Annotated in this window: 8 protein-coding genes; 6 read left to right on the top strand and 2 right to left on the bottom strand. The window is 63.7% G+C overall.

The window, feature by feature from the left end:
• Positions 1-10 precede the first annotated feature (10 nt).
• Together IVB19_RS32355 and IVB19_RS32350 are read right to left on the bottom strand one after the other, a co-directional pair.
• Complete coding sequence (locus IVB19_RS32355) at positions 11-2191, bottom strand: L,D-transpeptidase scaffold domain-containing protein (protein WP_026232599.1); 2181 nt, start codon at positions 2189-2191, stop codon at positions 11-13.
• Positions 2192-2553: 362 nt separating this feature from the next.
• The gene (locus IVB19_RS32350; protein WP_018453808.1) at positions 2554-4047 is read right to left on the bottom strand and encodes a sigma-54-dependent transcriptional regulator; all 1494 of its coding nucleotides are present in this window, start codon (positions 4045-4047) and stop codon (positions 2554-2556) included.
• Between the two features lie 127 nt (positions 4048-4174).
• Between IVB19_RS32350 and IVB19_RS32345 the strand changes: the two genes are divergently transcribed.
• The 6 genes from IVB19_RS32345 (at position 4175) to IVB19_RS32320 (ending at position 12551) form a co-directional block, all read left to right on the top strand.
• Positions 4175-6082 (top strand): M3 family oligoendopeptidase, encoded by a 1908-nt coding sequence (locus IVB19_RS32345; RefSeq protein ID WP_247820752.1) that lies wholly within the window; start codon positions 4175-4177, stop codon positions 6080-6082.
• A gap of 211 nt (positions 6083-6293) precedes the next feature.
• On the top strand, positions 6294-9179 hold the full coding sequence (locus IVB19_RS32340) for a patatin-like phospholipase domain-containing protein (RefSeq protein ID WP_026232600.1): 2886 nt from the start codon (positions 6294-6296) through the stop codon (positions 9177-9179).
• 185 nt (positions 9180-9364) lie between these two features.
• On the top strand, positions 9365-9517 hold the full coding sequence (locus IVB19_RS32335) for an aa3-type cytochrome c oxidase subunit IV (RefSeq protein ID WP_007596280.1): 153 nt from the start codon (positions 9365-9367) through the stop codon (positions 9515-9517).
• Positions 9518-9654: 137 nt separating this feature from the next.
• Positions 9655-10782: a Re/Si-specific NAD(P)(+) transhydrogenase subunit alpha gene (locus IVB19_RS32330; protein WP_018453811.1), complete on the top strand. Its 1128-nt coding sequence runs from the start codon at positions 9655-9657 to the stop codon at positions 10780-10782.
• A gap of 11 nt (positions 10783-10793) precedes the next feature.
• Positions 10794-11111: a proton-translocating transhydrogenase family protein gene (locus tag IVB19_RS32325; RefSeq protein WP_007596278.1), complete on the top strand. Its 318-nt coding sequence runs from the start codon at positions 10794-10796 to the stop codon at positions 11109-11111.
• Positions 11112-11153: 42 nt separating this feature from the next.
• The gene (locus IVB19_RS32320; protein WP_085349147.1) at positions 11154-12551 is read left to right on the top strand and encodes an NAD(P)(+) transhydrogenase (Re/Si-specific) subunit beta; all 1398 of its coding nucleotides are present in this window, start codon (positions 11154-11156) and stop codon (positions 12549-12551) included.
• Positions 12552-12648 lie beyond the last annotated feature (97 nt).

Below are 12648 nucleotides of genomic sequence, written 5' to 3'. Positions count from 1 at the left end.
GCGGCCTGGCTCAGCGGGTGAATACCCGCTGCTGCTGCGGCCGGCGGCCGACCGGGGCCGGCGGCGGGGTGGGCGCTCCGAACAGCCGCTCGAAGAAATTCGGCCCGGACGAGCCGCCGTTGTTGGCCGCCAACACCCCGTTCGGCAGTGTCGTCGCCGGGCGTGAATAGCTCGGCTGGGAGTGCGCGACGACGTTCTCGAGATCCTTGCCGCGACCGTTCTTCAGGATGTTGATCATGGTCGCGTCGCGGCCATAGACGTCCTTGCGGAATTGCAGCTTGCCGCCATCGTCCACGAATGCGGTCTGATAGGTGATGTTGACCGGGATCGGGGTCGGGAATTTCAGGTCGATCTCGCTCTTGCCGTACATGCTGCGGATGCGTTCCGGCGTGTACTTCTCGTTCGGCATCGCGATGTTGAGCAGGACCGAGGCGTACTGATCCGGGTTCTGCACGCGCATGCAGCCGTGGCTGAAGGCGCGTTCGTCCCGGGCGAACAGGTTCTTGTCCGGCGTGTCGTGCTGATAGACCAGGAACTTGTTGGGGAAATTGAAGCGGATGCGGCCGAGCGCGTTGGCTTCACCGGGCGGCTGCGAGATGTGCACCGAACCATCGCGGTTCTGTTCGAGCTTGAGGCCCATGCGCTGGAGCACTGTCGGGTCCTGCTGAAGCGCCGGCAGATATTCGTTGTAGACGATCGACGGCGGCACGTTCCAGGTCGGATTGACCGTGATGTACTTCATCGTCTCGGTGAGCAGCGGGGTCGCATGCGTGCCGGGCTTGCCGGTGACGACGCGGGTGGTCCAGACCTGTTGGCCGCGCTGCATCACCTTCAACGTGTAGTCGGGAATGTTGAGGATGACATAGGCATCGCCCAGCGAGGGCGCGCCCAGGTCGCGCGGCAGCCAGCGCCAGCGCTCCATGTTCACCAGCACCACGTCGATCTGCTTGTCGCGCTTCGGGGCGTTGATCGCCCTCACCGTCTTGTCGTCGAGGATGCCGGTCGCCTTGAGCTCGGCGCTGTTCTGGAATTTGCGCACGGCTTCGGCGACCGCCGCGTCATAGCGGGTGTCGCTGGCGTTCTCGGTGATGCCGAGCTTGGCGCGCAGCTGCGGCACGCGCGGATCTTCAACGACGATTTCAGCCTGCTTCTTGCCGGCCGGGGTGTATTTCAGCGCCGGACCATCGGCGATCTCGATCACCGGGCCGTTGCCCTGGCCGCGGAGCTCCGCGAGCTTCGCCTTCAGCTCCTTGTAAAGTTTTTGCGGCGGATTGTAGCTGTCGAGCGCCGCGGAGGCGTCCGCCGCGGTCGTGACCTTGGCGAGCACCTCGTTCGGATCGACCGGATGCTCGGGATAGAGGATGTCGCCGCTGACCTGCGACCAGTGCATGCGGCCGCTCTGGGCCTGGCGCGCATAGTCGAACATGCTGGCGGTGAGCTTGAGCTCGGCATCGGCGAGCGTATCGGGTGTCGTGGCGGCCGCGAAGTCCGGCACCGGGTAATCGGCGGGATTGAGACCGTCGGACGCCGCGTCCTTCAGCCGTGCGATCACGCCCTTGGCCGCAGCGGTCAGGCTGCCGCCCTGGCTCCAGACCGGCGCGAAGTCGCGTGCACCGTAGAACTTCTCGATCGCAGCGCGTTCGTTCTTACGGTCGAGATAGCGCGAGGCCTTTGCGCCAATGATGTCCTTGAGCTTGTCGGCGACCGGCTGGTCGGCCGCGGGAACGTTGCTCGCGGCCCTCACCGGCTCCGAGGCCGGAGCCGCAGCGGTGGCGGGCGCGGCCGGCGTTGGGATCGCCGTGTCGGCCTTGGCAGGTTCGGTCTTGGCAGGTTCAGTCTTCGCCGTCTCGCTCTTCGTCGCCTCGGCGGCGGGCGTGGTGGCGACGTCGGAAGGCTTGGTCTCGACCTTGTCCGGCGCGGGGGCGGATTCGGCCTTCAGGGGTTCCTTGGCGGGCTCCTTAGCAGGGTCCACCACCGTGGCGGTGGTGTCGAGCTTGATGTCTGATGCGGTCGGGGGCGGGACGTTTGCGGGTTCGGGGCGCGGGATTGCGGCTTCGATCGCGAGCTCGGCAGCGCTGCTGTGCGCCTGATCCTGCGCCAGGGCTGAGCTGGCCGATACCGTGAGGAAGGTCGCCGCGACCGTGATCAAGACACGGTCAAAGCCTGCACGGTGGTTCAAACAGTCACGCATTGTGTCGCACCCCTCGGGTGAACTGTCCCCCGTGGAACAGCTTCGTTATCGCCTATTGAGCTTCGGCTAAACCGCGCCGGCCTCTCGAAAGTTGCACGCCTGCACGCAACGATTCCTACGCAGACGAATCTTACGCGGACGATATACAGGCCCCGATTTCGCAGCCAGCGCTACCCGGGACAACTCACGACAAACTGACTTCAAGCACGCCTCTTGGCAACGGATTGTGCGCTTCTGCCACGCGCTTTTCCCTGTGTCTGTCACTTCCAAGTCACGGTTCAAATCGCAGTCGAATTCCGTCGTCATACGAACGGCTTACAGTCGTATCGCTCCGCCCGGACGAACCGCCGTTCGCGTCCGGCTCAGTGCGTCTCCTCACCGCTTTTGCCGCCATGGCCGGGAACTCCGGCTTCATCGAGTTTGCGGTAGAGGGTGGACCGGCCGATTTTGAGGCGGCGGGCGACCTCCGACATCTGCCCGCGGTAATGCGAGATCGCGAAACGGATGATCTCGTTCTCAATGTCTTCCAGCGGTCGGACGTCGCCGGTCGCGGTCAGCATTGAGAGGGCACCCGCCATGGGCAGCGGCGCGATCGGTATTTCATTACCTGACACCACGGAGGGGGCCGCGATCGGCTCCAGCATCAGCGGCGCGGTCGGAATGTCTGTTCCCGGATGCGGCTGCGAGGCGATCAGAGGGAAGTCGTCGAGGCCAAGCTGGTCGCCCTCGCTCATCACCACGGCGCGATAGACCGCGTTTTCGAGCTGGCGAATGTTGCCGGGCCAATCGAGCTGGGCAAGGTGCGCAACGGCCTCGCCGCTGATGCCGGTGATGGGGCGGTTCTCCTCGGCGGCAAAGCGCGCCAGGAAATGCCTGAGCAGATGCGGAATGTCCTCGCGCCGGGCGCGCAGCGATGGGATCGTCAGCGGCAGCACGTGCAGGCGATAGAACAAGTCTTCCCGGAAGTGGCCCTGCTTGACCCGCTCGAGCAGCCTGCGGTTGGTCGCCGAGATGATGCGGACGTCGACCTTCACGGGTTTGCGGCCGCCGACCGCCTCGACCGCGCCTTCCTGGAGCGCGCGAAGCAGCTTGACCTGCGCGCTCAGCGGCAGTTCGCTGACCTCGTCCAGGAACAGCGTGCCGCCATGAGCTTCGACGAACTTGCCGGTGTGGCGTTCGGTGGCGCCGGTGAAGGCACCCTTCTCGTGACCGAACAGAATGGATTCGACGAGGTTGTCGGGGATCGCGCCGCAATTGACCGCGACGAACGGCTTGGCCTTGCGCTCGCCGCTGCCATGAATGGCACGCGCGAACATCTCCTTGCCGACGCCGGACTCGCCCTCGATCAGCACCGGGATCGAGGAGTTTGTTGCTTTCTGCGCCGCGCGCATCACGCCCGCCATCGCCTCGGCGCGTGTGATGATGTCGGAGAAGGTCAGCCGGCCTTCGCGGCTGTGACGGATGCGCTGCAGTTCGCCCTTGAGCGCGGACGAATTGAGCGCGTTGCGAAGCGAGACCTGGAGCCGCTCCAGGCCGACCGGCTTGACCACGAAGTCGGCCGCACCCGCGCGCATCGCCGAGATCACATTGTCGATGCCGCCATGGGCCGTCTGCACGATGACGGGGATGCTGAGACCCGCTTCGCGGATTTTCGCCAGCACGCCCATGCCGTCGAGGCCGGGCATCACGAGATCGAGGATGACGCCGTCGATGGCCGCGTCGGGGGCGGTGAGGGCGGCGATCGCCGCATCGCCGGAGTCCACCACGATCGTCTCATAGCCGCATTTCTGCACCATGTTTTCGACCAGCCGGCGGGCTACAGCGTCGTCGTCGGCGATCAAAATACTGGCAGCCATGGTGTTCCCCGCACGCTACTACTATCTGTCTCGAATCGGGGCACTCTGGCCGAAGCCGATTAACGCACTGTTAAATCCTGATGCCCCCGCCCGCCGTCGCGATTGTTGAACACAGGTTTCCCACACAATGAATTCGAGCTCCAAGCTTGCACTCAAAAAGTCTGCTCTCAAAAAGTCTGCTCTCCGCAAACCAGGCACCAAGCAATCGGTCATCAAGGCAAAGTCCTCCAGACCTTCACCCGCAAAGCCTGCGAGCAAGACCGGCAAGCTTCCGGAGTGGAACCTCGCCGACCTCTATTCCGGGATCGATGCGCCGGAAGTGGCGCGCGATCTCGCAAAGATGGATGCCGATTGCGTCGCGTTCGAGACGGACTACAAGGGCAAGCTCGCAACAGGAACAGCAAAGGAAGATGGCGGAAAATGGCTCGCAGAAGCCGTGCGACGCTATGAGGCGATCGACGACCTCGCCGGCCGGCTCGGCTCGTACGCTGGCCTCGTTCATGCCGGCGACAGCGTGGACCCCAAGATTTCAAAGTTTTACGGCGACGTTTCCGAGCGCCTGACGGCGGCATCGACGCATCTGCTGTTCTTCGCGCTCGAGCTCAACCGGATCGATGACGATATTTTGAACCGCGCGATGCAGGCCACCGAGCTCGCGCACTACCGTCCCTGGATCGAGGATCTACGCAAGGAGAAACCGTACCAGCTCGAGGACAAGCTCGAGCAGCTCTTCCTGGAGAAGGCGCAGACCGGCTATTCCGCCTTCAATCGGCTGTTCGACCAGACCATTTCGAGCCTGCGCTTCAAGGTCGGGCCCAAGGAGCTCGCGATCGAGCCGACGCTCAATCTGTTGCAGGACCGCGACGGCGCCAAGCGCAAGGCCGCGGCAGAGGCGCTCGCAAAGACCTTCAAGGCCAATGAGCGCACCTTTGCGCTGATCACCAACACTTTGGCCAAAGACAAGGACATCTCCGATAGCTGGCGCGGCTTCAAGGACGTCGCAGATTCCCGGCACCTGAACAACCGCGTCGAGCGCGAGGTGGTGGATGCGCTGGTCGCCTCGGTGCGCGCAGCCTATCCAAAATTGTCGCATCGCTACTACGCGCTGAAGGCACGCTGGTTCGGCAGGAAGCGCCTGGCCTATTGGGACCGCAACGCGCCGCTGCCTTTTGCGGCGACCGACGTGATCGGCTGGGGCGATGCGCGAAACATGGTGCTCACCGCCTATCGCGGCTTCTCGCCAAAGATGGCTGACATCGCCGAGCGCTTCTTCACCGACCGCTGGATCGACGCGCCGGTGCGCCCGGGCAAGGCGCCGGGGGCCTTCTCGCATCCGACCACGCCGTCCGCGCACCCCTACGTGCTGATGAACTACCAGGGCAAGCCGCGCGACGTGATGACGCTCGCCCATGAGCTCGGCCATGGCGTGCATCAGGTGCTGGCGGCCAGGAACGGCGCGTTGATGGCGCCGACGCCGCTGACGCTGGCGGAGACCGCGAGCGTGTTCGGCGAGATGCTGACCTTCCGGCGGCTGCTGGCGCAGACCAGGAGCGCAAGGCAGCGCCAGGCGCTGCTCGCCGGCAAGGTCGAGGACATGATCAACACCGTGGTGCGGCAGATCGCGTTCTATTCCTTCGAGCGCGCGGTCCACACCGAACGCAAGAACGGCGAGCTCACCGCGACGCGGCTCGGCGAGATCTGGCTCTCGGTGCAGGGCGAGAGCCTTGGTCCGGCAATCGAGATCAAAGCGGGCTACGAGAACTACTGGATGTACATCCCGCACTTCATCCATTCGCCATTCTACGTCTACGCCTATGCATTCGGCGATTGTCTCGTGAACTCGCTCTACGCCGTCTACGAGAACGCGGCCGAAGGCTTTGCCGAGCGCTATCTCGACATGCTCGCCGCCGGCGGCACCAAGCATTATTCCGAACTGCTGCGGCCGTTCGGGCTCGATGCCAAGGATCCAAAGTTCTGGGACGGCGGCCTGAGCGTCATCGCCGGCATGATCGACGAACTGGAAGCGATGGGCTGAGCCGAACCGCCTTCAGCGCTGCAGCGAGCAGGTCGGGTCGGCCGTCCGAGTGTCCCGTTGTTCCGACAACGGGGGAGGCGGGTTGTAAAGATCCCGCCATGCACATTGAACGTTTGTGCCCGGGACCAGACTAATTCTTGCAGGCGGGTTCGACCTGCAATGCAATCTGTGATTGTTGATCGTCGCGGTGTGCTCGGCCAGGGAGGCGAACATGGCCAGGATCAGTGCCCCAGACCCCAAGGTAGAGCCGCCACGGGCTGTGGGGGAACAGCAGCTGTGGGGGACGCAGCACCGGAAGATCGTCAAGCGCGAGCTCGCAGCCATCAACAACCGCCGCCTAGCCCAGGGTATGGATCCCGTTGCATACCCTGGCGACGAAAAGGCGATCGACACGGTCGGCCTTGCGCTGTCAGGCGGCGGGATCCGATCCTCCGCAATCTGCCTCGGCGTCTTGCAGGCTTTCAATCACCACGGGCTCATCAAGCACATCGACTATCTGTCGACCGTATCGGGCGGCGGTTACACCGGCTGTTCGTTTACGGCGACCATGACGCGGGCGCAGAATTTCGTCTTCGGAAGCACGCCGACACCTGGAGCCGAGAGCGCAAATGAGATCAGTGACACGCCTGCGGTGGGCCATATCCGGAATTACTCGAACTATCTCGTTCCGGCCGGCGCGCGCGACCTGATCACCGGCGTCGCAATCGTCGTGCGTGGACTCGTTGCCAATCTGAGCCTGACGCTGCCGGTTGTACTGCTCGTTGCAGTGATCACGATACTGTCCAACGCCGCACGCTCGTCACTCTATACGACCAATTTCTTCGGCCTGAGCGTCGACGACACCCACAATCTTGGTCCCCTCTCCAGCCTGGGATTGATGCCTGCCTTCTTTCTTGTCGGCCTTGTTGTCGCCTTGCTGCTTTTGTTGGTCGGGCGCCTTTTCAAAGTCGGGCGGCGCGAGCTGTTTAGGTACCTGGCCGGTCTTGCGTTTGCGATGGGTCTCATCTGTGCGATCGCCAGCTGCCTGAATGTCGATCACTTTGGCCTTTCGCTTGCAGCGGTCCTGCTCGGCCTTGCGCTTTTCTTTGGCTGGGCAGTGCTGCGATCGATTTCGTCGACCAAGGGAGGTGAATTCCGCGGCTATCCGTCGACGGTCGGCGCGACCTATCTCGTTCTGCTTGCCGCCATCTGCTTCTTCGAATTTCAGCCCTTCATGATCGCCCAGATGTTCGATGTCGCCGACGCTAACACGACTCAGTCCGGCGGCATCATTGGCGGCGTTGCAATCAAGTGGGTCCAATCGCTTGCGGCCATCACTGCGCCGGTTGCGGCGGCTGTCACGCTGTTCCGGCAGCAATTCGCCGACCTGCTGAAGGGCGCCGGCGCCTCGGACCTGGGATCACGCCTGCTCGCCCATGCGGCGAAAGCAGCCGTGCTTGTCGCGGGACTGGCGCTGCCCTTGCTGATCTGGGTCGGATATCTCTATCTTTGCTATTGGGGCATCGCGAACGACAAGACGCTCGACGCCGCCTACCGTCAATACCCCATGATCGAGGAGTGGGGAGCGGCTGGCGTGCAACCCGTGCCGCCCGCGGCCGGTGTCGATGTCAAGGGAAATGTCCAGTTTGACTCGGCGACCCGCAAGCTCTCGGCCGAAATCACCAATCGCGAAGCGAAGGTCGTCGTCTCCAAGCCGGTGGGGCCGATCTCGCACATTCCCGCATGGCTGTTTTCCGTTGCGTCATTGCAGTCCCCGGACAAATTCACTTGGTCGAAGTACCAGTTCGGCAACAGTGTCAGCTGGCGGATGATGCTGCTCTACTTCTTGTCGGGCTCGGCCATGTTCGGCCTGTCGTGGGTTCTCGGGCCGAATGCCAATTCGTTGCACCGGCTCTATCGTGATCGCCTCAGCAAGGCCTTCTTGTTCAATCCGCTCTATTACGCCGACGGGGAGCCGTCGCGGAACATGCCGAGCCTGGACCAGGGGAGGGATTTCCTTCCGCTCGACGAGGAGAAGCTGAGCGGTCTGTTACATCAGATGGTCTACGGGGTCGATCCAGCGGGAGCGATGACGGTCGCGACATCGAAAAAATGCAGCCTGGCCTCGCCATATCCCATCATCAACGCCGCGCTGAACATCCAAGGATCCGACTTCGCCAATCGGCGGGGACGGAACGCGGATTTCTTCATATTCTCGCCGCTGCACGTCGGCAGCGAGGCCACTGGCTATGCGAATACACCGGCATTCGAGAAGGTCGCGCCGGGCCTCGATCTTGCGACCGCGATGGCAATCTCCGGGGCCGCCGCTTCGTCGAACATGGGCTCGGGGTCGATCCGCTCGCTGACCCCGACCCTGGCGCTCCTCAACGTGCGCCTGGGGTACTGGTTGAAGAACCCGCGCTGGGTCTCGACAAAGGACAAGCCGCAGCACCACTCGACCCCTTTGTTTCTATGGTCTGAGATCTCGGGCCGGCTTTACGAGAATGCCGATGCGGTCTACCTGACGGACGGCGGACACATCGAGAATCTCGGTGTCTACGAGTTGTTGCGACGACGCTGCAAGGTGATCATCGCGGTTGACGCCGAAGCCGATGCACCCATGAATTTCTCATCCCTGGTGACGCTGCAGCGCTATGCGCGCATCGATCTCGGGATCATCATCGATCTGCCGTGGACGCCGATCCGCAACACCACGCTCGAGTGGATGAAGTGCAACGCAACCAAATCCCCGGCCCGGCGCACGGCGGGCGGACCGCACGTGGCGGTCGGCACCATCGACTACGGCTCGGGGGAAAAGGGGTACCTCGTGTACATCAAGTCGTCCCTGACCGGAGACGAGAACGACTACATCCGCGACTATGCACGCCGCAACGACACCTTCCCGCATGAAACCACCGGTGACCAGTTCTTCTCGGAGGAGCAGTTCGAGGTCTACCGCGCGCTGGGTTTCCACATGAGCCACGGTTTTCTCACCGAGGATGCTGGCGCGGATGCAATCGTCGTCAACGTTCCGGGAGAACGCTGCGCAAAGCGAAACTTCTGCGACAGCAAGGTGGAGCCGATCGGCGCAGTCCGCCGTGCGCTCGGCCTGCGCTGAGAGGCCTCGGCTCGTGGCATCGGAGACCGCCTCTGACGGGCGGATCACCGGTCTGAGCCGAATTCCCGCCCATTGGAATTCCAAATGACCTGATTTGCCGGGAAACCGCGCCTCCGTGCCGTTGCCCTGCCCGGAAGTTTGCGGTATCCCAGCCACGAAATTCGACTTTCGACTGGGGACAATTCATGGCTGACCATAGCGAAGTGGCGTACAGCACCGCCGACGGCAACGACTACGTTGCCCACGAGCAGACCTACGAGGGCTTCATCAAGCTGGTGAAGTACGGCACGGTCTCGGTCGCGCTTATCGTGATCCTGATGGCGATCTTCCTGACCTGATCCATCCCCTGCAGCACCGCCAGTGTCGTCGGTGCCTATAAAATTTGCAATCAAGCCGGATTGAAAACCGGTATCCAACGTTGCGGGAGTAACGCTAAGTTCGCGTGCGCGCTTCTTCCCGCGTCGCCGGAGGGCCTATGAAGATCGCCGTTGCCAAGGAAATCGATCCGTCGGAGCCGCGGGTCGCCGCTTCGCCGGATACGGTGAAGAAGTTCAAGGCGTTGGGCGCCGAGATCGCCGTCGAGCCGGGCGCCGGCCTCAAGTCGGGCCTGCCGGACTCCGAATTCACCGCCGTGGGCGCCACCGTCAGCGCCGACGCGCTGAAGGACGCCGACATCATCATCAAGGTGAAGCGCCCTGAAGCCTCCGAGTTGGCGCAGTACAAGCGCGGCGCGCTCGTCATCGCCATCATGGACCCCTACGGCAACGAGGCCGCGCTGAAGACGATCGCCGATGCCGGTGTCTCCGCCTTCGCGATGGAATTGATGCCGCGCATCACGCGCGCGCAGGTGATGGACGTGCTGTCCTCGCAGGCCAACCTCGCCGGCTACCGCGCCGTGATCGAGGGCGCCGAGGCCTTCGGACGCGCCTTCCCGATGATGATGACCGCGGCCGGCACGGTGCCCGCCGCCAAAGTGTTCGTGATGGGCGTCGGCGTCGCCGGCCTCCAGGCGATCGCGACCGCACGCCGTCTCGGCGCCGTCGTCACCGCGACCGACGTCCGGCCCGCCACCAAGGAGCAGGTCGAATCGCTCGGTGCAAAATTCCTCGCCGTCGAGGACGAGGAATTCAAGAACGCGCAGACCGCCGGCGGCTACGCCAAGGAAATGTCCAAGGAATACCAGGCCAAGCAGGCCGCGCTCACCGCCGAGCACATCAAGAAGCAGGACATCGTGATCACCACCGCGCTGATTCCGGGCCGGCCGGCGCCGAGGCTCGTCACGGCTGACATGGTCAAGTCGATGAAGCCGGGATCAGTGCTGGTCGATCTCGCCGTCGAGCGCGGCGGCAATGTCGAAGGCGTCAAGGCGGGCGAGGTCGCTGATGTCGGTGGCATCAAGATCGTCGGCTACACCAACGTCGCCGGCCGCGTCGCGGCGTCGGCCTCCAGCCTCTACGCGCGCAATTTGTTCAACTTCATCGAAACGATGGTCGACAAGACCAGCAAGGCGCTGGCCGTGAACTGGGACGACGAACTCGTCAAGGCGACCGCGCTGACCAGGGACGGCGCCGTCATCCACCCGAATTTCCAGCCGAAAGCGTAAGGAGAGCCGTCATGGAGCATATTGCACAGGTCGTCGATCCCTTCGTCTTCCGGCTGTCGATCTTCGTTCTCGCCGTCTTCGTCGGCTATTTCGTGGTGTGGTCGGTGACCCCGGCGCTGCATACGCCGCTGATGAGCGTGACCAATGCGATCTCCTCGGTGATCGTGGTCGGCGCGCTGCTCGCGGTCGGCGTCGGCATGATCTCGAGCGGCTCAGGCTGGGCGCGCGGCTTCGGCTTCATCGCGCTCATTTTCGCCTGCGTGAATATCTTCGGCGGCTTCCTTGTCACCCAGCGCATGCTGGCGATGTACAAGAAGAAGGTGAAGTGAGCGGCGTGCACCTCGGGGTGACAAAGACAAAGGGGACCTGAGATGAACGCCAATCTGGCTGCAGTTCTGTATCTCGTGGCGGGTGTGCTGTTCATCCTGTCACTGCGCGGGCTGTCCAGCCCCGCCTCATCGCGGCAGGGTAATTTCTTCGGCATGATCGGCATGGCGATCGCGGTCGCCACCACGCTGGCCAGCCATCCGCCGGCGGACGGCCTCGCTTGGATCCTCGTGATCCTTGGCATCGCGATCGGCGGCAGCGTCGGTGCGGTGATCGCCCGCCGGGTGCCGATGACCTCGATGCCGGAACTGGTCGCCGCGTTCCATTCGCTGGTCGGTATGGCCGCGGTGCTGGTCGCCGCCGGTGCGTTCTACGCGCCGGAGGCCTTCGACATCGGCAGCCCCGGCAACATCCATCCGCAGAGCCTGGTCGAGATGTCGCTCGGCGTCGCCATCGGCGCGCTGACCTTCACCGGCTCGGTGATCGCGTTCCTGAAGCTGTCCGCGCGCATGAGCGGTGCGCCGATCATCCTGCCGTTCCGCCACATCATCAACATTGCGCTCGCGATCGCCCTCGTCGTCTTCATCGTCGGGCTGGTCATGACGGGCAGCGCGCTCGACTTCTGGCTGATCGTCATCATCGCGCTGGCGCTCGGCGTCCTCATGATCATCCCGATCGGCGGCGCCGACATGCCGGTCGTGATTTCGATGCTTAACTCGTACTCGGGCTGGGCCGCGGCCGGCATCGGCTTCACCCTCGGCAATTCCGCGCTGATCATCACCGGCGCGCTGGTGGGATCAAGCGGCGCGATCCTGTCCTACATCATGTGCCACGCGATGAACCGCTCCTTCATCTCGGTCATTCTCGGCGGCTTCGGCGGCGAGACCGCGGCGGCCGGCGGTGGCGGCGGCGAGCAGAAGCCGGCCAAGCTCGGCTCGGCCGACGACGCCGCCTTCATCATGAAGAACGCGCAGAAGGTCATCATCGTGCCCGGCTATGGCATGGCGGTGGCACAGGCTCAGCATGCGCTGCGTGAAATGGGCGACATCCTGAAGAAAGAAGGCGTCGAGGTGAAATACGCCATTCACCCGGTCGCCGGCCGCATGCCCGGCCACATGAACGTGCTGCTGGCCGAGGCCAACGTGCCCTATGACGAGGTGTTCGAGCTCGAGGACATCAACTCCGAATTCGCGCAGGCCGATATCGCCTTCGTGATCGGCGCCAACGACGTCACCAATCCGGCGGCCGAAGAGGACAAGACCTCGCCGATCTACGGCATGCCGGTGCTCCAGGTCTGGAAGGCCGGCACCGTGATGTTCATCAAGCGCTCGCTCGCTTCCGGCTATGCCGGCATCGACAATCCGCTGTTCTATCGCGACAACACCATGATGCTGCTCGGCGACGCCAAGAAGGTCACCGAGAACATCGTCAAGGCGATGTAGCGCGGAGGCAAGCGGGCCATTGCCAATGCGACGCGCGAGCAGCGCGTCGCGTGGCACACCGCTCACCAGGCGGCATCCGGCTGCCGTGACGTTCCGC

Source organism: Bradyrhizobium sp. 187 (assembly GCF_023101005.1).
In the GTDB taxonomy this organism is placed as follows: domain Bacteria; phylum Pseudomonadota; class Alphaproteobacteria; order Rhizobiales; family Xanthobacteraceae; genus Bradyrhizobium; species Bradyrhizobium canariense_D.
Note: the sequence above shows the minus strand (reverse complement) of the source record. Positions and strands in the feature narration are given on the sequence as shown.

Coding starts and splice junctions, on each gene's coding strand:
- IVB19_RS32335 (WP_007596280.1), top strand. CDS start 9,365: ATGGCTGACCATAGCGAAGTGGCGTACAGCACCGCCGACGGCAACGAC.
- IVB19_RS32345 (WP_247820752.1), top strand. CDS start 4,175: ATGAATTCGAGCTCCAAGCTTGCACTCAAAAAGTCTGCTCTCAAAAAG.
- IVB19_RS32350 (WP_018453808.1), bottom strand. CDS start 4,047: ATGGCTGCCAGTATTTTGATCGCCGACGACGACGCTGTAGCCCGCCGG.
- IVB19_RS32320 (WP_085349147.1), top strand. CDS start 11,154: ATGAACGCCAATCTGGCTGCAGTTCTGTATCTCGTGGCGGGTGTGCTG.
- IVB19_RS32330 (WP_018453811.1), top strand. CDS start 9,655: ATGAAGATCGCCGTTGCCAAGGAAATCGATCCGTCGGAGCCGCGGGTC.
- IVB19_RS32340 (WP_026232600.1), top strand. CDS start 6,294: ATGGCCAGGATCAGTGCCCCAGACCCCAAGGTAGAGCCGCCACGGGCT.
- IVB19_RS32325 (WP_007596278.1), top strand. CDS start 10,794: ATGGAGCATATTGCACAGGTCGTCGATCCCTTCGTCTTCCGGCTGTCG.
- IVB19_RS32355 (WP_026232599.1), bottom strand. CDS start 2,191: ATGCGTGACTGTTTGAACCACCGTGCAGGCTTTGACCGTGTCTTGATC.